Origin of the sequence: Sulfitobacter sp. UBA1132 (assembly GCF_002311545.1) — a bacterium.
Taxonomy (GTDB): Bacteria; Pseudomonadota; Alphaproteobacteria; order Rhodobacterales; family Rhodobacteraceae; genus Sulfitobacter; species Sulfitobacter pontiacus.
The window spans coordinates 47,930-69,700 of record NZ_DCAN01000005.1; the positions used below are offsets into that span (position 1 = coordinate 47,930).

A 21,771-nucleotide genomic window follows, 5' to 3' on the forward strand; every position below is an offset into this window, starting at 1 on the left:
GCCTTGCCCCTTCTTCTTGGCGCCGGGTCGGGCCTAATGGGCGCGATAGGCCCACATATACGCGCCAACCCGCGCCACCTTGCCCGAATCCTCAGCCTCACCTATACTCCTGCCCTATACGCATAGTACGAGAGGGTGCCATGGGCCGTGTCAAAGTGAATCTTACATTGGATGCCAGCGTCGCCGAGACGGCGCGCGCGCTTGGGCTGAACATGTCGCGGTTGGCCGAGGCCGCGATTTCGGACGCCGCCAAGGCAGAACGCAACCGCCGCTGGCGGATCGAGAACCAGCAGGCGCTGGATACCTATGCACAAGAGGTAGAGGCCGAGGGCCTGCCGCTTGAACGCTTCCGCAGTTTCTAGCTCGAGCTATGGCGCAGTTTGACGTGTACCGACTTGCAGGCGGGCAGCTTGTGGTGGATCTGCAAACCGACCTGATTGGCATCGACGCCTCGCGCGTGGTGGCACCGCTGCGCGAGGCGGGGCGGTACGCTGCCTTTCCCGGTCTGACCCCGCAGGTAGAGGTCGACGGCACCGCATGGATCGTGCGGGTGCAAGAGCTGGCCGCCGTACCCGGCACCGCGCTGCGCGACAAGGTGACCTCGCTTGAGGCAGAGCGCGATGCGTTGAAGCGGGCGCTGGATATCCTGATCGACGGGCTGTGATTGTGCCCGCGGCTTACGGTTCCCCGCGGGGAACCTCGCCCACATCTTTCGGCACCTGATACCCTTTGATCACCGCGTCGCGGGCGCGCAGTGCTTTGTACCAGCGCAACACATTGGGGAATTGCGTCAGGTCCACCCGCTGCCATTCATAGCGTGCGACCCAGGGCCAACAGGCCATATCCGCAATCGAATAGTCACCGCAGATGTAGTCTTGCCCCTCGAGCTGTTTGTCGAGCACGCCGTAAAGCCGCTGGACCTCTGTCGCATAGCGGGTTTCGGCGTAGGGGGCCTTGCCCGGGTTGAACTGCAAGAAGTGATGCGCCTGTCCGGCCATTGGACCCAAGCCGCCCATCTGCCACATCAGCCATTCATGCACCTTGGCACGTCCGATCGCATCGTTCGGCAGGAATTTTCCATATTTATCAGCGAGATACCACATGATCGCGCCGGATTCCATCAGGCAGAGGCCGTTGTGATGGTCCTTGATCGCGGGGATCTTGTTATTGGGGCTGATTTTAAGGAAGTCGGGCGCGAATTGGTCGTCCTTGGTGATGTCGATGGGGTGGGCGGTATAGGGTACGCCCAACTCCTCCAGCAGGATAGAGACCTTGCGGCCGTTCGGGGTGGTCCAGGTATAGAGGTCGATCATTGCGGCGTCCTTCGGCTTGCGTCAGGGGGGAAAACGGGTTGCTATGCCCTTGGTATAAATCAGCTTGCGCGGATCACAAAGGCGCAGATCGGGGGGATGATGGAGAGGAAGATTGCACTGGTTACCGGCGGGGGCAGCGGCGTCGGGCGCGCCTGCGCCGCAGCGCTGGCAGAGGCGGGGTTTACGCTGGTGCTGACGGGGCGCCGGATGGCCCCGCTAGAGGAGGCCTGTGCCGCGTTGGCGGGGGAGGGGCATCTGGCGATCACCGCGGATGTCGGGGTCGAGGCGGATGTGCTGGCGCTGTTTGACCAGATCGAGGCGCAGTTCGGACGGTTGGACCTGCTGTTCAACAATGCGGGCGTCAACGCCCCCGCGGTCGAGATTGACGACCTGTCGCTGGACGACTGGAACGCCATTGTGGCCGCGAACCTCACGGGGTCGTTTCTATGCGCGCGCGCGGCCTTCGGGTTGATGAAACGGCAGTCGCCCAAGGGTGGGCGGATCATCAACAACGGGTCTATTTCTGCCCATGTGCCGCGCCCGTTCTCGGCACCCTATACGGCGACGAAACATGCGGTGACAGGGCTGACGCGGTCGCTGTCGCTGGACGGGCGGGCGCATGACATCGCTTGTGGTCAGATCGACATCGGCAATGCCGCCAGCGAGATGACAGAGCAGATGGCCCAGGGTGTGCTGCAACCGGACGGGTCACGTCGGGCAGAGCCGCGCATGGATGTAGAGGATGTGGGCCGCACGCTGGTCTATATGGCAAGCCTGCCGCCTGCTTCAAACGCCATGTTCGTGACGGTGATGGCGACCAAGATGCCCTTTATCGGGCGCGGCTAGGGGAGGGGCCCCGCCCACGCAAGGTTGCGGGCGGGGTGCCGGTATGTGTCTCTAATCAGCGGTTTAGAGCCTACTTCTTTGCCGCATCGCGCAGTTTCGTGATCGTGGTGCGGGTAGAGATCTGTTCGGGGTTGGTGACCAGTTCGATCAAGGCCGGGCGACCGCTGGCGCGGGCACGGTCAAAGGCGGCGGCGAAGTCGGCGGTTTTGGTCACGCGCTCCGCATGCGCGCCATAACCCTCGGCCATTTTGCAGAAGTCCTGATTGATCAGCGTGGTGCCTGAAATGCGTTCGGGGTGGTCGCGTTCCTGATGCATGCGGATGGTGCCATAGATGCCGTTGTTGAACAGCAGCACGATCGGCGTTGCCCCGTATTGCGCGGCGGTGGCGAGCTCTTGCCCGCTCATCATGAAGCCGCCATCGCCGACGAATGACAGCACCAGTTGATCCTTATGCGCCAGCGCCGCAGAAACGCCCGCCGGAACGGAATACCCCATCGCGCCACAGGTCGACCCTACGATGCGCCCCGGGCGGCCAAAACGCAGATAGCGTTGCGCCCAGCCGGTGTGGTTGCCAGCGTCCAGCGTCACGATTGTATCTTGCGGCAGGCTGTCGCGGATCTGGCAAAGGGCGACGCCCATGTCGAGCTCCCATTCCGCGCCATTGGGGCTGTCGGTGTCGGTCAGGTAATCGCCATGCAGCTTAGCGCACCAATCCTGCCAATCGTCAGCGCGGTCGAGATCAAGTGAGTCGAGTGCCGATGCCGCAGCGGCGGGGGAGGCGGCGAAGCCGAGGTCGGGGGAATAGACGCGGCCGATCTCGTCCGCGTCAGGGTGCAGGTGCACCAGACGGGTATCGGGGTTGGGCGATTGCAGGGTGGTGTAGGTCTTGGTCGTCATCTCGCCCAACCGGGCGCCGATGACGATCAGCAGGTCGGCCTCTTTCTGGTGCGCAAAAAGCGTCGGCGCGGTGGAGGTGCCGAAATCGCCCGCAAAGACGGGCGACAGGTTGTGCACGATATCCTGTCGCCGGAAGGAGGTGGCGACGGGGATGTTGTTGGTCTCGGCAAAGCGGGTGATCGCGGCGGCGGCATCCTCGGTCCAGCCGGAGCCGCCAAGCAGCATCAGCGGGCGTTTGGCCTGTGCGATCTCGTCCTTCAGCGCGTCTACATTTGCCGTGGAAAGCTGAGCCTGCGTGGCGGTATAGGGCCGCGCATCGGCGACTTCGACGATTTCGGTCAGCATGTCTTCGGGCAGGGCGATGACAACCGGACCGGGCCGGCCAGAGGTGGCGACGCGGAAGGCGCGGGCCATATATTCAGGCACCCGCGACGCATCATCGATCTGGGTCGCCCATTTGGCGATCGGGCCGAACATGGCGCGGTAGTCGACTTCCTGAAATGCTTCGCGGTCGGTGGTGTCGCGGGCGATCTGGCCCACCAGCAGGATCATCGGCGTGCTATCCTGTTGCGCGATATGCACGCCAATGGCGGCGTGGCAGGCGCCGGGGCCGCGGGTGACCATGCAGATACCTGGGGTGCCGTGCAGCTTGCCGTAGGTTTCGGCCATATTCGCCGCACCGGCCTCGTGGCGGGCGTTGATCAGGGTGAACCGGTCTTGCACGTCATGCAGCGCGTCCAGCACCTCGAGGTAGCTTTCACCGGGCACGCAATAGGCGGTGTCGGCCCCGTGGATCAAAAGCTGGTCCACAAGGACCTGTCCGCCGGTCCGGCGTTTGAGGGGGGCGTTCTGGGTCATTGGTCGGGCTCCGTCCATGTCATCTGGTATTTTCGATTGCCGAAGATGCAGCACGCCGGGGCGGGTTTTGCAATGCCGTTAGGGAAACATCGGCGGTGAAAAAAAATTGACGGATGGAAACGTATCCCGCACACTCAACCATGACGAAAGTGGTGGGTAGTTTTGGCGGATGGTTCTCATAAAACTCTAGGATTGCAGCTAAATGTCATCGGGCCGTTCGATTTGCGGCGCACCGATGGGTCACGTGTCACCATCACCTCGAAGAAGGCGCGCGCTGTGCTGGCGATGTTGGCGGTCGCCCCCGGTGGCAGGCGCGAAAGACGTTGGTTGCAATACAAGCTATGGAGCGAACGCGGAGAGCGTGAGGGTGCGGCGAGCCTGCGCCAGACGCTGTCTGCCCTGCGCCGTGCGCTTGCCCCGATGGGCGATGTGCTGCAAGCGGATCGCACCACGGTCACGCTGTCGCTGAGCGAGGTCGCGGTAGATGCGCTTGAGCTTTCGTCGGTGGCGCAGCGGTTGCCGGGGCAGGCGGAGTTCCTTGAAGGGCTTGATATCAGGGACCCTGAATTCGACAACTGGCTGCGCGAGCAACGCGCCTTTTGGTCCCGCCAGCTAGAGACGTCGCAGGGCGGTCCCGACCCATCAGAGGTTGACTTCGCCCCGCCGCTGGATGTGCCTTGTGTGACGCTCATGCCCTTTGCCAGTGCCGAGCCGCTGACCCCTCAGGCGCAGGAACTGGCAGAGCAGGTGTTGGACCAGCTGGCGCGGCATCGGTGGATCAGTTTTATGGATTGGGCCGTGCACAGTGGCCGCAGCGCCGCCGGTGCCGCGCGGCCTGCGACGGCGAATTACGTGGTGACCGGCCAGTTGCGCCAGAGCGGCGGGCGGTTGGTCTTGATGGTGGAGCTGACGCATCTGACCACAGGGCAATCGGTGAAACGTGCGCAGTTTACCGCGCCGCTGGCCGATGCTGCCGATATCGGGGCGGGGTTTGCCGCCGTCGCGCGGGATATGGCGATCGAGGTGGCGGGGAATTTCAGCTGTGCCTTGGCGCAATCCTACGAACAGCGGTCCCAGTCGCGGCCGGCACAAAGCGACGAGGCGCTGCTGTGGCAGGGGCGCTGGCATATCAACCGCCTCACCCCCGAGGATTTCGAGAAGGCGCAGGGGATCTTCGAGGATATCATCGCGCGCAACCCCGGTCATGTAGAGGCGCATGTCTATCTTGCGCTGACCACGCTGTGGCGGGTCTGGACCTGCCGCGCCGATCCGCGTGACATCAAGCTGGCGCGGCGACAGGCGCAAAAGGCGATCAAGCTGGATGTGTCGGACGGGCGGGGCTATTGGATTGCGGGCTGTGCGGAATGTTGGCTGGGCAACAAGACGGCTGCTGTGCATTACACGGACGAGGCGATCCGGCTGTGCCCCTCGCTGGCCTTTGCCCATGACCAGCGCGGCACAAATCTGGCCTATGATGGCAACCCCCTGGCGGCGCTGGAGGCGCTGGAACACGCGATCCGCCTGTCGCCCCACCACCCGCAGCGCTTTTGTTTCGAGGGGGAGACAGCCCTTGCCGCGCTGCTGGCGGGGGATCTGTCGGCCGCGCTGCAGCACGCGGATCACGCCTTGTTGCTGCGCCCCGCCTATTGGTACGCCCATATGGTCAAGGTCCTGGCGCTGCACCGCATGGGCCGCCCCGACGCCGTGGCGCGTGCCAAGCGCGACCTGTACGAGTTCGAGCCCCGTTTCAACCGCAGCTATATCAACTGGCTTCCCTTTTCGGACCGGTCGCTGAACGCGCGTATGATTGAAGAGATGTTCTAGGTACGGCGCGCCGGCTGGTGACCCCCCGGGGGGCCTTTGCAGAAGGCATCCGACGCATGACGAAATATGCAGACAACTACGCTGGTATCCGGCAAGCGCAGGCGGAGGAGCGGGCGCATCCCTCTGATCTGGGAACGCGGCATTTCACGCTTGATGCGCTGAACGGCAGTTGGGTCGCACAGGTGCGGAGCCGGATCACGCAAGGGCTGATGAAACATGGCGGGCTACGCCTGATGCAGCGGATTGCGCCGGTGGTCCGGTTGGGACCGTATCACTTTGTCACGCGCCACGCTGATATTGTCGCGGCATTGCATCGGCCCGATGTTTTCGGCGTGCCCTTTGGCCCCGAGATGGAAGAGATGGCAGGCCCGCCGGTGTTTGCCTTGGGCGATGATGCACAGACCCATGCCGCGCAGATGGCGATTTTGCGCGATCCTTGGGCGGCGATTGATCCGGTGACCCATGTGCGCCCTGTGGTGCGCCGCGTGACCGAAGCCTTGCTGGAGGATAGCGGCGGGCAGATCGACATGGCGCGCGATGTCTTTATGCGCGTGACGGCAGAGGCCTGTCTGAAGACCTTTGGCATCGCGGCCCCGAGCGCGGAAAACTTTGCCGCGTTTTCAGCGGCCTGTTCCTCGCTGATCTTTGCCGACCCCTCGGGCACGCCTGCGGTGCGTCGGCAGGCGATGATCGGGGCCAAGCGTATTTGCGATCTGCTGGATGCCAGTATCGACGCCTATGCCAATCTGTCCGCCGACGAACGTGCGGACCCCGCACAGGCGGGTTTCTTGCAAGGGTTGATGGATCAGGTCGCGCGGCAGGGCGATGGCGGGCCGGTTTGGGAGCAGTCGGACAAAGACACCGTGCGGGTGATCCTGTTCGGGGTGATCACCGGCTTTGTGCCCACCACCGCGCTTGCGGCGGGCAAGATACTCGACCAGATGCGCCGCAAGCCGGACCAGTTCCATCAGGCGCTGCGCTGTGCCGCGCGGGCCGAAGCCACCCCCGACGATCCGCAGGCCCGCTTGGCCCTGCGTGACATATTGTTCGAGATCGCCCGCTTTAATCCGTCGCTTTTTCCCGGCCAGTTCCGCCTGCGCAAAGAGGCCGGCGATACGCAGGGCCTGCCCGAGGCGCTGCGGCGGATCAAACCCGGTGCCGTGGTCATTCTGGCAACAGCGCAAGCCCTGCATGATCCGCGGGTGGTGAAACACCCCAACCGCTTCATGCCCGGCGAAGGGTTTCTGGCCAAGGACGGCACCGCGCTGCCGGATCTGTCCTTTGGTTTGGGGATGCATCACTGTCTGGGGCACGAGATGGCGCATGAGATCATCACCGAGGCATTCCAGATCATCCTGTCGCGCCCCGGCATCGCCTTTCTGCCCGAGCGGCCAAAGTTCTATGGCCCCTATCTGGGCCGCTTGCGGATGCGGTTCGACATGGTGGAAGGCCACGCGGCACAGTCGACGATCGTGGCGCCTGTGCCCTTGAAAGAGGGTGTGGATATAGAGGCGCTCCGCGCGGTCCTGGCGGGGTTGCAGGAGGAGACATCAGATTTGAAGCAGGGGCTTGAGGGCACGGGGATCGTGCATTTCGCAAGCCTCAATCTGGTTAATCTGGGGGCCGAGACGCGGCTTGATGCGCGGCCCACCCATCTGCTGGCAGAGTTCAACACCGATGGCATGCCGCGGGACGCGCTGGCGCGGCTGGCGCAACGGATCGACGCGCCCTGTTCGATAGTGTTGCCGTTTCTGAAAGATGCGCAGGGCGGGTTTGTCGCGGCGGTGCGCGCGCATCTGCTGCATCCCGATACCAAGCCCTGGGGCACCATCGGGGTGAACTTCAACGGCACCGAACATATGCCTGTGCGCCAGATCGAGGCGGAGAAAAACCTGTATGACTGGGCCGAGGCGCAGGTGCGACAGCGCGCAGCCGAGGGCACCACGGACCCCGCCGATCTGGTCGCCGATATCCGCAAACAGATGCAGCAGGACCCTGCGAAAGCGGCGCTGCTGTACCGCCCATCCCATCGCTATCCGCGCTTCTCGCGGCACAAGGATTTCCCCTTCTCGGGGTTTATCGCGAAATATGCGGGGCTGGGGCTGAAGCCCTTGGCGGTCTTTGCGCTGCTGGCGTTGGTGCTGCCTGTGGGGCTGGTCGCCTTTGGTATTGTCAGTCTGTTGCAGGCGGCGGATGTCTATGTCTCGCTTTGGATGGTGCCGCTGTTGCTGGCGCTTACGGTGGCGGGCGGGGTGCTGGCGTGGTTGCGGCGGGTCGAGACGCGCGAGACGCCGGATGACCGCTATGCGCCTCATGATCACGTCGCCGCCGTGCAAGCGATGGAGGATCTGCCCGGCTATGCGCAGAACCACATCACCTCGGTCAGTGCCTTGAATCCCGGCCTGCTGCGGCGGCTGACCACGGCGCTGGCGTTCCACATCATCAAATATATGAAAATCCTGTGGTTCCGCCCCGGCTTTGTCACCGATTTCGCCACCATTCATTATGCGCGCTGGTACTGCCCCAAAGGCAGTCAAAAGCTGATCTTTCAGGGCAATTACGACGGCAGCTGGGAAAGCTACCTCGAAGATTTCATCACCAAGGTGCACCGCGGCCAGACGATGGCGTGGAACAACTGCGTGGGCTTTCCGCGCAGCCGGTGGTTTTTTCTGGACGGGGCGCAGGACGGTGACAGGTTCAAACGCTGGGTGCGGCGCCAGCAGGTGCAGACGCAGGTCTGGTACAGCCGCTTTCCGCAGCTGACCACAGGGATGATCCGCACCAATGCGCTGGTGCGCGACGGGCTGGCGCGGGCGCTGACCCATGACGAATATCGCGCGTGGGCCAACCTATTCTACACCGCGCCGCGCCCCGCCGATGCGATCGAGACGGACCAGGTGCAGACCTTGCTGTTCAACGGGCTGGGGCGACATCCGTTGATGACGGCGCGGGTGCTGCGCTTTGACACGGGGCAGGGGGGCAAGCGCCTGATCGCGCAGTTGCTGCAAGAGGCGCGCAATGCCGAGACCCCCGGTGCGCCCTGGGATGCGCGGCTGAGCTTTGGCGACGCCTATCCCGATTATCCGGCGCATTTCATTGCCCTGTCCTCTGGCGGGCTGTCGCTGCTGGGGTTTCCCGACACGCCCCACGACGGGCGCGCGACGTTGCCCCATGCCTTTGCCAGCGGCATGGCGGCACGGGCGCGGATGTTGGGCGATGCGGGCACGCCCGCCGATCCCGCCCGCTGGCGGTGGAGCGACGGCGCCGCGCACGCTTTGCTGCTGTCCTATGCCCGCGATCCTTCGGAGCAGGGGGCGACCGACGACACGCTGACCGTGATGTTCGAGCAATATGGCATCGCGGTGGACAGCATCGTGCGGGCGGATCTGCAACGCCGCGGCTTGGCCCATAGCGACGGGTTCGGCACGCGTGACGGTATCTCGCAGCCGATCATGCGCCATACCCAGGCCTTTGCCAAAGGCAAGGCCGCGCCGGATGATGTGGTCGGCGCGGGGGAGTTCATCCTGGGGTATCCCGATTCCCGGGGCTACCTGCCGCTGGCGATCACCGTGCCCGCCGATACGCCGGCGGCGCAGGGGCTGTCGGCGGTCGAGCGGCCGGTGACGGATCTGGTGCCGCGCTTTGGGCGGCTGCATCTGGGGGACCAGCGTGATTTTGGCCGCGGCGGGAGCTTTCTGGCGGTGCGGCAGATCTTGCACAATGACAAGGCTTTGAAGGAGTTTGTGGCGGCCAAGGCGCGCGGGCTTGAGGCGCGACATCTGCCGCAAGAGGGCATCGCGGATGCGATCCGCGAGGATATGCAGGCCGACATCAGGATCCGGCAGGGCGACCACATGCCCGGCGACAAGGATATCGTGCTGGGGGATATGCAGCGTGGGCAGATGGATCAGTCGCCCTATGGCGATGTGCCGATGGGGCTGGATGCACGGCAAATCTGGATGGAGCAATGGATCACCGCCAAGATCATCGGTCGGTGGGCGGACGGCAGTTCACTTGCGCGCAACCCGTCGGTGTCGCGCAGCCTGCGCAACCGCGCGCGCTATTACGCGGTCGTGCGTCGCTATGTCGGGCTGCGCCTCAAGGCATTGCAGGCCGCCACGGACCAGCGCCCTGCGACCGACGGCCATCTTGTTGCGCTGCAGCAGTTCCTTGACCGGACACGCACGCCAAGGGGCAGCGGCCGTTTGGGCGTGCATGGCGGTCTGAGCATGGATGAGACGATCTGGACGACGCAGGGCTGGGCCGCGTTCAACGATGCCTTGTCAGAGCTGGAGCATGAGGTCGGCCCCCTTGGCATACCGCGCGATCTGCTGCGGCCGGTGATTCCCGACAATGATTTCCGCCATGGCGAGGACGACCCCTTGGGGCTGTATTGCCCGATCGGGTCGCATATCCGCCGCGCCAACCCGCGCGACAGTTTCCGCCCCGGTCACGAGATCACATTGCAGATCAACAACCGCCATCGGCTGTTGCGACGGGGCCGCACCTATAGCAGCGCGTTTGACACGCCGCAGGACGCAGGCTTGATCGACGCGGGCTGGGTGCGGCGCGATACCGAGACCGTACCGCCGGTTGAGAAAGAGGAAGGCACCTTCTTTATGTGCTTTAACGCCAATATCGAACGGCAGTTCGAGTTCGTGCAGCAGACCTGGATCAACGCCGACGGGTTCCACGGCGGGCGGCATGGGCCGGACCCTTTGATCACGCCGAAACAGAAGGGTGATACGTTCATTATTCCGGGGTCGGAGGAGTCGCTGGCGCTGGATATGTGCCCGATGTCCCGCGCGGAAGGGGTGGGGGTCGCACAGCCTGCGCCGGTGGATTTCACCCGAACGGTGGCGGGGGGGTACTTCTTTATGCCAAGCAAACAGGCGCTGGCATATCTGTCGCAACTATAGGTTAGGCCCTCTGAGCGTTTAGCGATGAAAAACCGCCTGATGCATTCTTTTTTCACGATTTTTTCACGGAGCGCCGCGCAAAAATTTACGGTACGTTTACGGTCGATTTTTAACCTTTCTTAACCTGCTGCGATTTCGGCAGGCACCCGCCCGCTTGGGGCTATTTAGAAAGGGCATTGAAATGAAACTTTACATGCAATTGATGACAACGACCGCGCTGGCGCTGAGCGTCGCGGCCTGCGGGTCATCGAACGGGGTCGACAAGGTGATTGATGTGACAGACATCACCGAAGAGGCGCAGGCCAAACGGACCTTTGCAACAGACGAGGACGGTGATCCGGTCGATGCCGGTGCTGCGATTGCGTCAGGCAAGACGCTGACCGCGCGCGCCGTGGGCGTCGCCTTGCAGAACCTGAACTATCACACCGGGGAAACCAGCACGACCAATAACGTCACTGCATCGATCAAGCGCAATGATGACGGCGCGTTGACCGTGACCATCGACGGCGAAGAGCTGTCGTTCACCCCTGCCGATGTGAATGGCGACGGTGACGGCTACGAGGTCGAAGTGGATGGGAAATTCGCGGGCGTCTACAACTATAATGGTCCGGTTGAAGATCTGCTGACGGCGGGCAACGGCTTTGCCCAGGTGGTGCAGATTTTCCGGTCGTCCGAGAACGCCGAAGGTCATGTGTCCGGCGACAGTACCTTTGCGATCTTTGGTACCGAGACGGCGGATGAAGATCTGAAAGATCTGCCAAAAGCCGAATATACGGGCCGGTCGCGGATCAATGTTGTGCCAAACAGCGGCTTCGAATCGAACAGCGAAAGCCGGTACAAGGTGCGCAGCGAGATCGCGATGACGGCAGACTTTGGCGCGGGCGAGATCTGGGGCACCATCGGGAACACCACCATCGAAGATCCCGAAGACGGTGTACGTGATGCCGTTGAAGGGACCATCGCGATGGATAAAACCACGTTCGACAACAATGGTTTTGCCGGGACGTTGACGGCAGATGCGGATTTCATCAGCGATATCGACGTCAATAGTGCCGAAGGGACGTACTCCGGTGCGTTCTATGGGCCAAATGCCGAACAGGTTGCCGGTGCGCTGACATTTGGTATCGGCGCTGACGACGGGTCGCTGAACGGGAACGGCTACTTCTCGGCCGACAAAGTCGACTAAGGTCGACGACAACGGGATAGAGAAGCGTCGATCAAATTACGGGTCCCGCTTCTCTGGGCGTGGGCATGACCTCAAGCCATGCCTGCGTCTCCCCATTATTTCATGTGGGAGACGCAGTGCAGAGTTCAGGGTTCACGCCGATTTAACTGCTTGAGGGTTAATCCATGAAACATCTTCTTTTTGCCGCCCTGATGGGCGTTCTTTTGGCGTGCCAATCGCCCGGACAGGCGCAGGCCGCGACACCACAGGACTATCTGGAACAGGGAAACTATGACGCCGCGCGGGCCAGTCTGGCGCAGTTGGTCAAGGGGGATCCGAACGGGCCGCTGCATCAGGCCTATCTGGAAGGTCAAATCCTGATGCGCCAGAACCAGCCTGCCGCGGCGGTTGATCTGTTTCGCGATCTGGTACGCATCGCGCCCGATTATGAACCCGCAAGACGAGAGCTGACCCTGCTGCTGGCCTATCGCGGTGATGTGACCGCTGCGCGCTATCATGCGGAACGGTTGGTCGCGGAAACCGCCGACGAACAGCTGCGCGCCGGATTGCAGACCTTTATCCTGAACAATAGCTCGCGCAAGCCCGGCGGCTTTGCCCTGCGGTTCGCGCTGTTGCCGTCGTCGAACCAGACCCGCGGCAGTGCCGAGCAGGAGATTCTGATTGGCGGGGTGCCGTTCACGCTGAACCCTGCGTCGCGGGCGTCTTCCGGGGTGGGGCTGGCGATTGGTGGCACCGCGTGGCGGCGCTGGCAGTGGAATGAAAGATGGTCCGGCGTGGGCACGGCCAGTCTGGATGCGAAATTCTACGATTCCGCGCTGAACACGGAAACCACGGCCGTTGCACGGTTCGATGTCATTCGTGGCGGGCAGCGGGGGCGGTTCTCTTTCGGGCCGATTGCCGAGCTGAGCTTTTCTGATTCAGACATCGTGCGACGACGGTGGGGGGCGGAGCTGCGCGGCGCCTATCAGCTGCGTCCGCGTGATCTGGTGTCGGGTGCGCTGCGGTTTGACCGGCAGACCTATGACCAAAGCCCGTTTCGGGACGGGCACCGGATGCGGGCCTCGGTCTCGTACCAACATCGGCTGACGCCGACGCTGGGGCTATCCTTCGGCCTGTCGCAGCTGCGCGAAACGACACAGCGTGCGCATCTGGACCACCATGAAACCGGCGTGTCGATGGGGATCGACAAACAGTGGAAATCGGGCCTGTCGACCGGCGTGATACTGGCATACGAACAGGACAGATACGACGGCATCTTCCCCGGCACCACGACCCCGCGCGAGGATGACACCACCAGCCTCACCTTCACGGTGCAGCACAATAAGGTGCAGATCGGGAAATATGTGCCGCGCATCACCTATACCTACACGCGGGCGAAATCGAATGTGGCGTTGTTCGACTATGACAGCCACGACATCGGGGCGAGTCTCTCGCTCAAGTTCTGACGCGGGGCGGGTAGCCTGATGGGGTGCCCGTTCCTGCAAACACCAAAGAGACGGCCCGAATCTCCTGACAAAACACAGGTTTGCGGGCCATTCGGGCATGCCCTTGCCGTAAAACTTTCAAAAAGTTGGATTAATTCGCCTGCCTTACCTTGCGGCGCCTCGATCCGAGGTGCAGAAAGACGCCATCTACGCGGTGGTCTGCAAAGCAAGGGAGACACGTATGAAAGACTGGAACGCTTTGGCGAGCGCGCTGTATGACGGCAGCTTTCGGCCCATGTTCATCAACGGTAAATGGTGTTCGGCCCAATCGGGCGCAGAGATGGATGCGCGCAATCCGGCGAACGGATCTTTGCTGGCGACCGTACCGCGGGGGGGCGCGGCGGATATTGATGCCGCGGTGAAAGCCGCCCGCGCGGCGTTCGAGGGGCCTTGGGCCAAGTTTACCCCGTTCGAGCGTCAGGCGCTGCTGCTGCGCATCGCCGACAAGTTCGAGGCAGAATGGGAACGCCTGTGCCTGTCGGACACGTTGGATATGGGGATGCCGATCCAGCGCACGCTGGCCAACAGCCGTCGCGTGTTGGGGATGTTGCGGTTCTATGCGGGGCAGGCGGTGATGATCCACGGCCAGACGATCCCGAACTCCTTCCCCGGCGAGATCTATTCATCCACCGTGCGTGAACCCGTGGGCGTGGTCGGGGCGATCATCCCGTGGAACGCGCCAATCGCCGGTTCCGTCTGGAAGATCGCGCCCGCGCTGGCGACCGGCTGCACCGTGGTGTTGAAACCGTCCGAGGAGGCGTCGCTGACCGTGCTGATGATCGCGCGGTTGATGCAAGAAGCGGGGCTGCCCGACGGGGTGCTGAATGTGGTGACCGGATTGGGGGCCGATGCCGGTGCCGCGCTGGCGGCGCATCCGGATGTGGACAAGATCGTGTTCACCGGATCAACCGCCACGGGTCAGGCGATTGCCCGCGCGGCAACGGGCACGTTGAAACGCGTCTCGCTTGAGCTGGGGGGGAAATCGCCGGTCATCGTCTGCAAGGATGCGGATATCGACAAGGCGGTGCCGGTCGCGGCCATGTCGGTCTTTGCCAATTCGGGTCAGATCTGCATCGCCGGATCGCGGCTGTTTGTGGCGCGCGAGATCCATGATGAATTCACCCGCCGCGTGGCGGAGTTTGCCGCAGGGCTGAAGATCGGGCAGGGGATTGACAAGGGTACGGATATCGGGCCCATCATCTCGGCCCGTCAGGCCGAACGGATCGCCGGCTTCCTGTCGGACGGTCCGGCCGAGGGCGCAACGGTTCTGACCGGCGGGCAACGCGCCGAAGGGGCGGCGCTGGAGGGTGGGCACTTCATCCAGCCCACCGTTTTTGGCGGCGTCACCGACGACATGCGCATCGCCCGCGAAGAGATCTTCGGCCCCGTGATTTCTGCGCTGCCGTTTGATGATCTGGACGAGGTCGTGGCCCGCGCCAATGACACGCCCTATGGGCTGGCTGCTGGTGTATTCTCGACCAATCTGGGGACGGCGCACAAGCTGGCACATCGGCTGAAAGCAGGGTCCGTCTGGGTGAATATGTATCACGCGATTGATCCAGCGGTGCCCTTTGGCGGGGTCAAGATGTCGGGTTATGGCCGCGAAGGCGGGACCGAGCATCTGGAAGAATATCTGGACACCAAAGCGATCTGGATCAACGCGGATTAAACCGCGCTGCGGGACAAAGGGAGGAACGCGATGAAAGTTGGCATTATCGGTGTCGGTCTGATGGGCCACGGCATTGCGCGGAACGTCTTGCGCAAGGGCAAGTTCGATTTGGGCTTTCTGGATCACCCCGGCAACCAGCCGGTAGACGAGATTACGGGCCTTGGCGCTGTGGCGTATGACACGCCTGCCGCGCTGGCGGCGGTGAGTGATGTGATCATCGTTTGCGTCACCGGATCGCCTCAGGTGGAGGCGATTGTCACGGGCGATCACGGGCTGGTGTCGGCGTTGAAACCCGGCGCGGTGGTTGTCGATTGTTCGACCGCGCTGCCCGACAGCACCCTGCGTATGGGCGACGCGGTGCAGGCCGCGGGCGGAGCCTATCTGGATGCGCCGATGACGCGCACGGCGAAACACGCCCATGACGGGGCGTTGAACCTGTTGGTGGGGGGTGACGCCGCGGTGCTGGAAAAGGTCCGGCCCGTGCTGGCAAGCTTTACCGATACGGTCGACCACGTCGGTGCGCTTGGCCACGGGCACCGGTTGAAGCTGCTGCATAATTATGTGTCGGTCGGGTTCATGACCCTGCTGGCCGAGGCCGCAGCGCAGGCCGCTGATGCGCAGATCGATCCGCAGGTCTTTGTGGATGTTCTGGCTGGCGGGGGCGGGGCCAGTGTCGCGCTGGACCGCCTTGCCCCCTATATCACGCAAGGCGACCGCGAAGGGCTGCCCTTTTTCGTCAGCAATGCACAAAAAGACATCGACTATTACCGTGCCATGTCGACCGCATCGGGGGCGCAACAGACCGTCGCCGATAACGTCTCTGCCGCGCTCGCCCGAACGGTCGAGGCGGGGCATGGTCAGGCCTATGTGCCCGAGCTGGTAAAGTTGTTCCGGAAATCCGCGCAGGGCTAAGCCAGCGTTGCGGGTGCCACGAGGGCTGCATCTTGTCAGCTTTGGTGGGTTTAGATAGCACATCCACAAGATTACTGGGAGGTTACCATGAAATTCAATCTGACACATTTTGCGGCCGCAAGCGCCTTTGTCGCGCTGGCGGGTGCTGCCGCCGCGCAGACCGAGATCAAGATCGGCTATGCTCTGGCCCCCGACAGCCACTACGGCGTCGCGGCGCAGAAATTCGAAGAGGTCGTGCTGGCAGAGACCGGCGACCAGTTCACGTTCAAACACTTCCCGTCTTCGGGTCTGGGCGGTGAACGCGAAGTGATCGAGGGGCTGCAACTGGGCACCATCGAGGCAACAATCGTGTCCTCGGGCACGCTGGCGAACTTCGTCCCCTCTACCGGTGTTTTTGACATTCCGTTCCTGTTCAGCGGGTTGGACCACGCCCGTGCCGTGCTGGACGGGCCCATCGGTCAGGAAATTCTGGGCGAGTTCGACAACGTCGGCCTGCACGGTCTGGCCTGGGGCGAACAGGGCTTTCGCCATATCACCAACAACCGCAATGCGATCCACACGCCTGCCGATGTCGAAAGGCTGAAGATCCGCACGATGGAAAACCCCGTGCACCTCGCGGCGTTCGACGCCATGGGGGCGGCCCCCACGCCGATGGCATGGCCCGAGGTGATTTCGTCGTTGCAGCAAGGTGTGATCGACGGTCAGGAAAACCCGCTGTCGGTGATCGTTTCGGTCAAGCTGAACGAAGTTCAGAAATATCTGACCCTGTCGGGCCACGTCTACTCGCCCGCGATGCTGCTGGTGTCCAAACCTTTCTGGGACGGGCTGGACGATGATCAGAAGGCCGCGATGGAAAAAGCCGCAACTGAAGCGGCTGCCGCGATGCGGGACTATGTCGACAACGTGGAAACCTCGGGTGTGGAAACGCTGAAAGAGCGTGGCATGGAAGTAAACGCCCTGTCCGCCGAAGAGAAAGCCGCGTTTCAGGCGTCGATCAAATCGGCCTATGAAGGCTACTATGACACCTACGGCCAAGAGCTGGTCGACTCGATCGTAAACTTCGAGTGAGCAATACCGCCGGCATCCAACGGGTGCCGGCGACATCGGGCGAGGGGAAGCCGTGAAGAGACTGGAAACCATTTTCGTGGCGTTGAACGGTTGGGCGCTGATCCTCATACTTTCGGCAATGACGCTGGTCGTCGGTGCCAATATCACCCTGCGCTATGTGACTGCCCATTCGCTGCCTTGGGCGGATGAGGCGGCGCGCTATCTGATGATCTGGATGACCTTTGGCGGCGCGGGACTTGTGCTGCGCACCGGCGGGCATGTCGCGATCACCAACCTACAGGATGCGCTGCCCAGCTTGGGGCAAAAGCTGCTGCGGGCGGGAATTGCCTTGGGGCTTTTGGTCTTTTTCGGATTCATGGTCTACGTCGGCATCCAGTATGCGCAGCGCATGCAGTATCAGGTGACGCCGGCACTGCGGATGCCCTTCCTGTATGTCTACGCCGCGATGCCGGTCGGGTTTGCGCTGCTGATCGCCCACCTGCTGCTGATTGCGCGCCCGTTCATCATGGCGGGGGATTATAAACGTATGGATGGGGCCACCGCCGACCCACTGCCCGGAGGCGCAAATGGCTGAGATCCTTTTTCCCGCGCTTTTCGTACTTCTCGCCCTTGGTCTGCCCGTGGCCTTTGCCATGGCGATATCCGTCTTTGTCGCGCTGAGCTTCGGGTCGTCCTACCCCAACCTCGTTGTGGTGAAAGAGATGTTCTCGGGCCTTGATAGTTTCCCGCTGCTGGCGGTGCCGTTCTTTATCCTCGCGGCGGAGATCATGACCGGCGGGGCGGTGACCCTTGCGATGCTGCGCTTGGCGCAATCGCTGGTGGGGCATCTGAAAGGGGGCTTGGGTCATGCGAATGTCGTCAGCTCTGCCATGTTCGCGGGGATCTCCGGCTCGGCGCTGGCCGATGCGGCGGGGCCGGGGACGATGATGATCCGCATGATGGAGAAGGGCGGCTATGGCCGTGCCTATGCCGGAGCGCTCACCATCTCGAGCTCGGTCGTGGGGCCGATTATCCCGCCGTCGATCACGATGATTATCTACGCCATGCAGGACCAACAGGTATCGGTCGGGTCGCTGTTCATGGCGGGTGTGCTGCCGGGTATCCTGATCACCGCAGCGGTGCTGCTGGCCAACGCGCGGGTCAGCCACAAACGCGGCTATGCCAGCGGCGCGCCGATGCCCCCCTTGGCCGAGATCGCGCGGATCGCGCTATACGCGCTGCCCGCGCTGATGTTGGTGGTGCTGATCGTCGGCGGTATCCGTTTTGGTGTGTTCACCCCGACCGAGGCGTCGGTGATCGCGGTCTTCTATGCGCTGTTCGTCGGCATGTTCGTCTACCGGTCGCTGCGGGTCGCGGATCTGCCCGCGATCATCCTGCGCGCGGCCTTGGTGTCGGGGGCGGTGCTGTTGATCCTTGGCGCGGCGCGGGCCTTTGCCTGGGTGTTGATCATCGAAGGCGTGCCGCAGTTTCTGGCAGAGACGATCATTGCCTGGGATCTGTCGCCGATTGTCTTTTTGCTGGCGGTGAATGCGCTGTTGCTGGTCTTTGGCCTGTTCATGGACCCGCTGCCCGGGGTGATGATCCTTGTGCCGATCCTTGCGCCGATCAGCTTTGCGCTTGGGATCGACCCGGATCATTTCGCGATTATCGTGATTGTGAACCTGACCCTTGGTCTGACCACACCGCCGGTGGGAAGCCTGATTTTTGTCGTCTCGTCGGCGGTGAACATCAAGCCATCGGCCCTGATCAAGGAAATGCCGCCGTTCTTTATCGCATTGATGGGGGCGTTGCTGTTGATCACCTTTATCCCTGCGCTGTCCACGTGGTTGCCGACGCTCAGCGGGTTCTAGGGCTAACTGTCCTTTGATATCGGGTTGTTCGCCAAGGATAAAACCCAATTTAACCGTGCCTTAAGCAAAATAAACTTTCCCAGATTCGTGAAGTGTGGTCATGTTGGGGAAAAAGTTGGGCAGGCAATGACAATAACTTATGCAGCAGCGCGCAATGCGCCGATGTTGGCGTTGGAAGATGAACGTGTCCTGTTAAAGGATTGGCAGGTCAGCAAAGATAAGTTCGCACTTGAATCCTTGGTGCTGTCCCATGCGCGTATCGTGTTCTACTGGGCGCGCAAGCTCAGCGATGATCAGGCCGAACGCGAAGACCTGATTTCCGAAGGGATACTGGGGCTGATCCACGCCGCCGATCTGTTTGATCTGGATCGGGACGTACGGTTTTCGACCTATGCGAAATGGTGGGTCAAGAACGCTACGATGACCGCCCGCAACCACCTGCGCGCCATTGTCGAGACTCCGGCGGGCGTGCAGAAAACGGTGCAGCATTCCATTGACGACGATGACAGTTTTGCGCTGCTTGCGTCGGAAGACCCCAACCCCGAAGAGGCCGTGATCGCGCAGTCGTCGCAAACCCTGATCCGCGCGCGATTGCTTGAGGCGATGGAACGGCTTCAACCGATGGACCGCGAGGTGCTGCGGGCACGGACCTTGCAGCAGCCCCCCGAAAGTATTCAGGATCTTGCCACGCGGATGGAGGTCACCCCCGCCAAGCTGCGCCAGATCGAACGCCGCGCGATGTCGCGGTTGAAGTATGAGCTCGCAGCGCGTGGCGTCATGACAAGCAAGATGCACTGAGATGAATGTCGCTTTATCCGCATTGATGACGGGGCAGGCCGGCGTTAAAACCGGCAAGGGCTCCAGCGCCGTGCCCGAAGGGTTCGCCGCGCTGATGGGGACCGTCGCAATTGGCGAGGCAGGTGCTGCGGTACCGCCCTTCACCCTCGACCCCGATGGTGAGCCTATTCTGCTAGGTAGTGACGATACCACCTCCGAAGGGATGGCAGATGTGCTGGGGCTTTCCCTGACCACAGAGCAAGCGGGCGATCCGACGGCCTTGTCGATGGAGACGTCCTTCACCGGTCTGATGACGGCCGCCCAACCGATAGGCGAGGGGGCGACCGTTCAAGCAACGGGGGCGGTGGCCACCACACCCACGGTCAGCGTTCCGGCGGTCGCTGTGCCACAGGCGTTCGGGCAAGGTGTCGCGGGCGAAGCAGACCCCCAGCTGCCGCTGACAACGCCAACAGCTGCGCCGTTGGTCGCTGACACAGTAGCGGAAAATGTGACGCAGCCCACTGTTAAGGTCACACCCGAAACGGCTGCACCTGCGGCGCGATCCCCTGTCGAGGCGAAAACCGATGTCAAAATCGCGGCAGCCGCACCGCAAACCTCTGTTGTGCCGCAGCCCGTTGCTGCCCCCGCGACACCAGTAGCGTCCCAGCAACCGATCGCTGCCACGGCAGAGGTTCAAAGCGTTGCGCAAACGCAGGTGGTTGCGGGGGTGCAACCCGTCCCTAAACCGCAGGTTAGTGACAAGATTTCGACCCCGCCGCGTGCAGCCCCCCAAGCCGCAGCCGCTGTTGAGGGAACCGCCCCGCCAGAACCATCGATCGACGCGGATACGCCCGTCGCGCCGTTGCGACAGGCCGCTTTCGGGGCAGAGCAGCCGACCTTCTTGAACGCAGGTCAGAATGGCGCAGCCGCACAGGGCAAAGCGCCCGTTGATGTCACCGCGACCTTCCGGCCCGCTGAGGTGGTTCAGGCGCAGCCCGTCGAAAGCAACGCGCTGATCCTTGCCGACCAAGCGAGCGATCTGAAAGCCGCCGCGCCAAGTGCAGACACGCAGGCCAAACCTGCGCCGAAACCCTTTGCCGATGCGCTGATTTCGCAAGTGAAGGCTGTCGAGGCGAAAGAAGGCCGCACCTCGGTCAGCTTGCATCCGCGCGGGTTGGGGCAAATCGAGATCGAGGTCGTCACCGACAAGGATAGCGGCACCCGCGTTGTGGTCCGTGTCGAAAACCCCGCCGTGCTGCAAACGCTGCGCGATGAACGCCAGCTTTTGGCGCAGGGGCTTGGGTTTACCGACGCGGGCAGCTTTGAATTCCAGCAGGGGTTCTCGGACGATGGTGCGCGCGATCAACAACGCTCTACCGCGGGGTTCGGTGGGGGCATTGATGACGGCGCAGGCCCTGTGACCGCTGGCGTTCAACACAAAAATGTGGTGGATGACGGACAACTTGATATTCTCACCTAAGGGGGTGTGATCCATGCTGACAAGCCAGACACTGTTGAACAATTTCACAAGCACGAACCAAAGTTCGGCGCAGGATTCACTGGGCCAGTTGGGCGAGGATTATACCAAGTTCCTGACCCTGCTGACCGCGCAGATCCAGAATCAGGATCCGCTTGAGCCGGTCGATAGCACGCAGTTTGTCGCACAGCTTGCGCAGTTGTCGCAGGTGGAACAAGCGGTGCAGACCAATACCCAGCTAGAGACCTTGACCAGCCAGATCAGCGGCTTGCTGAATTTGGGGGGCACCGATCTTTTGGGGCGCGATGTTACGGTGCAATCCGATGTGGTGATGCTGGAAGATGGCACGACATCGACCTCCTACGAGGTGGGGTCCGGCGCAGCCGAGGTCAGCGCGAAAATCTATGATCCGCTGGGGCGCAATGTGCGTACGATCAACGGTCTGTCCACAGTATCCGGCACTGCGAACCCGCTGGGGTGGGATGGCAAGGACGATTACGGCAACGCGCAGTTGGCGGGGAAATACACCGTGGTGCTGACGGCGAAAGATGCCGCTGGCAACAATATCGCGATCCAGCCGTCGCGCAGTGCCCGCGTCGAGGATGTACGTTTCCGCGAGGGAGAGATCATCTTTGGTCTGGACGGCGGCGAAACCGCGTCGTCGATCACCGTGAAATCGGCGAGCTGATC

At 62.5% G+C, this 21,771-nt stretch carries 17 protein-coding genes; 15 read left to right on the forward strand and 2 right to left on the reverse strand.

Features of this window, described 5'->3' with window-relative positions; all coding sequences use genetic code 11:
- Positions 1-140 precede the first annotated feature (140 nt).
- Both B4F27_RS03130 and B4F27_RS03135 read left to right on the forward strand, forming a co-directional pair.
- A complete protein-coding gene (locus tag B4F27_RS03130; RefSeq protein WP_037966680.1) occupies positions 141-362 on the forward strand; it encodes a type II toxin-antitoxin system CcdA family antitoxin in 222 nt (73 codons plus the stop codon).
- 8 nt (positions 363-370) lie between these two features.
- The gene (locus B4F27_RS03135; protein ID WP_009824373.1) at positions 371-664 is read left to right on the forward strand and encodes a CcdB family protein; all 294 of its coding nucleotides are present in this window, start codon (positions 371-373) and stop codon (positions 662-664) included.
- Between the two features lie 13 nt (positions 665-677).
- Here the strand turns inward: B4F27_RS03135 and B4F27_RS03140 are convergent, their stop codons facing one another.
- Positions 678-1,313 (reverse strand): glutathione S-transferase family protein, encoded by a 636-nt coding sequence (locus B4F27_RS03140; protein ID WP_074636903.1) that lies wholly within the window; start codon positions 1,311-1,313, stop codon positions 678-680.
- Positions 1,314-1,409: 96 nt separating this feature from the next.
- Between B4F27_RS03140 and B4F27_RS03145 the strand changes: the two genes are divergently transcribed.
- Positions 1,410-2,159 (forward strand): SDR family oxidoreductase, encoded by a 750-nt coding sequence (locus tag B4F27_RS03145; protein ID WP_286758837.1) that lies wholly within the window; start codon positions 1,410-1,412, stop codon positions 2,157-2,159.
- A gap of 70 nt (positions 2,160-2,229) precedes the next feature.
- Here B4F27_RS03145 and B4F27_RS03150 read toward each other — a convergent pair whose 3' ends face one another.
- Positions 2,230-3,915: a thiamine pyrophosphate-dependent enzyme gene (locus B4F27_RS03150; protein WP_286758838.1), complete on the reverse strand. Its 1,686-nt coding sequence runs from the start codon at positions 3,913-3,915 to the stop codon at positions 2,230-2,232.
- Positions 3,916-4,107: 192 nt separating this feature from the next.
- On the opposite strand from B4F27_RS03150, the gene B4F27_RS03155 reads away from it, so the two are divergent.
- From B4F27_RS03155 to B4F27_RS03210, 12 genes are all read left to right on the forward strand, one after another.
- Positions 4,108-5,739, forward strand: coding sequence for a hypothetical protein (locus B4F27_RS03155; RefSeq protein WP_286758839.1), 1,632 nt, complete (start codon positions 4,108-4,110; stop codon positions 5,737-5,739).
- 56 nt (positions 5,740-5,795) lie between these two features.
- On the forward strand, positions 5,796-10,658 hold the full coding sequence (locus tag B4F27_RS03160) for a cytochrome P450 (protein ID WP_286758840.1): 4,863 nt from the start codon (positions 5,796-5,798) through the stop codon (positions 10,656-10,658).
- Between the two features lie 193 nt (positions 10,659-10,851).
- Positions 10,852-11,844, forward strand: coding sequence for a transferrin-binding protein-like solute binding protein (locus tag B4F27_RS03165; protein ID WP_254655097.1), 993 nt, complete (start codon positions 10,852-10,854; stop codon positions 11,842-11,844).
- 164 nt (positions 11,845-12,008) lie between these two features.
- A complete protein-coding gene (locus B4F27_RS03170; RefSeq protein WP_005848995.1) occupies positions 12,009-13,289 on the forward strand; it encodes a surface lipoprotein assembly modifier in 1,281 nt (426 codons plus the stop codon).
- A gap of 220 nt (positions 13,290-13,509) precedes the next feature.
- Positions 13,510-14,997, forward strand: a complete 1,488-nt coding sequence (locus B4F27_RS03175) for an aldehyde dehydrogenase family protein (protein ID WP_286758841.1) — start codon at positions 13,510-13,512, stop codon at positions 14,995-14,997.
- A 30-nt stretch (positions 14,998-15,027) separates the two neighbouring features.
- Positions 15,028-15,909, forward strand: coding sequence for an NAD(P)-dependent oxidoreductase (locus B4F27_RS03180; protein WP_286758842.1), 882 nt, complete (start codon positions 15,028-15,030; stop codon positions 15,907-15,909).
- An 87-nt stretch (positions 15,910-15,996) separates the two neighbouring features.
- Positions 15,997-16,977, forward strand: coding sequence for a TRAP transporter substrate-binding protein (locus B4F27_RS03185; RefSeq protein WP_286758843.1), 981 nt, complete (start codon positions 15,997-15,999; stop codon positions 16,975-16,977).
- Between the two features lie 52 nt (positions 16,978-17,029).
- Positions 17,030-17,551 carry a TRAP transporter small permease gene (locus tag B4F27_RS03190; protein WP_286758844.1) on the forward strand — a complete coding sequence of 174 codons (522 nt, stop codon included), beginning with the start codon at positions 17,030-17,032 and terminating at the stop codon, positions 17,549-17,551.
- On the forward strand, positions 17,544-18,827 hold the full coding sequence (locus tag B4F27_RS03195; RefSeq protein WP_009824360.1) for a TRAP transporter large permease: 1,284 nt from the start codon (positions 17,544-17,546) through the stop codon (positions 18,825-18,827). Before B4F27_RS03190 ends, B4F27_RS03195 begins: the two co-directional genes overlap by 8 nt.
- A 126-nt stretch (positions 18,828-18,953) precedes the next feature.
- A complete protein-coding gene (locus B4F27_RS03200; protein ID WP_005849004.1) occupies positions 18,954-19,625 on the forward strand; it encodes a sigma-70 family RNA polymerase sigma factor in 672 nt (223 codons plus the stop codon).
- Between the two features lies 1 nt (position 19,626).
- A complete protein-coding gene (locus B4F27_RS03205; protein ID WP_286758845.1) occupies positions 19,627-21,084 on the forward strand; it encodes a flagellar hook-length control protein FliK in 1,458 nt (485 codons plus the stop codon).
- Positions 21,085-21,097: 13 nt separating this feature from the next.
- Positions 21,098-21,769 carry a flagellar hook assembly protein FlgD gene (locus tag B4F27_RS03210; protein WP_286758846.1) on the forward strand — a complete coding sequence of 224 codons (672 nt, stop codon included), beginning with the start codon at positions 21,098-21,100 and terminating at the stop codon, positions 21,767-21,769.
- The last annotated feature ends 2 nt before the right edge of the window (positions 21,770-21,771 follow it).

Coding starts and splice junctions, on each gene's coding strand:
- B4F27_RS03130 (WP_037966680.1), top strand. CDS start 141: ATGGGCCGTGTCAAAGTGAATCTTACATTGGATGCCAGCGTCGCCGAG.
- B4F27_RS03135 (WP_009824373.1), top strand. CDS start 371: ATGGCGCAGTTTGACGTGTACCGACTTGCAGGCGGGCAGCTTGTGGTG.
- B4F27_RS03140 (WP_074636903.1), bottom strand. CDS start 1,313: ATGATCGACCTCTATACCTGGACCACCCCGAACGGCCGCAAGGTCTCT.
- B4F27_RS03145 (WP_286758837.1), top strand. CDS start 1,410: ATGATGGAGAGGAAGATTGCACTGGTTACCGGCGGGGGCAGCGGCGTC.
- B4F27_RS03150 (WP_286758838.1), bottom strand. CDS start 3,915: ATGACCCAGAACGCCCCCCTCAAACGCCGGACCGGCGGACAGGTCCTT.
- B4F27_RS03160 (WP_286758840.1), top strand. CDS start 5,796: ATGACGAAATATGCAGACAACTACGCTGGTATCCGGCAAGCGCAGGCG.
- B4F27_RS03165 (WP_254655097.1), top strand. CDS start 10,852: ATGCAATTGATGACAACGACCGCGCTGGCGCTGAGCGTCGCGGCCTGC.
- B4F27_RS03170 (WP_005848995.1), top strand. CDS start 12,009: ATGAAACATCTTCTTTTTGCCGCCCTGATGGGCGTTCTTTTGGCGTGC.
- B4F27_RS03175 (WP_286758841.1), top strand. CDS start 13,510: ATGAAAGACTGGAACGCTTTGGCGAGCGCGCTGTATGACGGCAGCTTT.
- B4F27_RS03180 (WP_286758842.1), top strand. CDS start 15,028: ATGAAAGTTGGCATTATCGGTGTCGGTCTGATGGGCCACGGCATTGCG.
- B4F27_RS03185 (WP_286758843.1), top strand. CDS start 15,997: ATGAAATTCAATCTGACACATTTTGCGGCCGCAAGCGCCTTTGTCGCG.
- B4F27_RS03195 (WP_009824360.1), top strand. CDS start 17,544: ATGGCTGAGATCCTTTTTCCCGCGCTTTTCGTACTTCTCGCCCTTGGT.
- B4F27_RS03200 (WP_005849004.1), top strand. CDS start 18,954: ATGACAATAACTTATGCAGCAGCGCGCAATGCGCCGATGTTGGCGTTG.
- B4F27_RS03205 (WP_286758845.1), top strand. CDS start 19,627: ATGAATGTCGCTTTATCCGCATTGATGACGGGGCAGGCCGGCGTTAAA.
- B4F27_RS03210 (WP_286758846.1), top strand. CDS start 21,098: ATGCTGACAAGCCAGACACTGTTGAACAATTTCACAAGCACGAACCAA.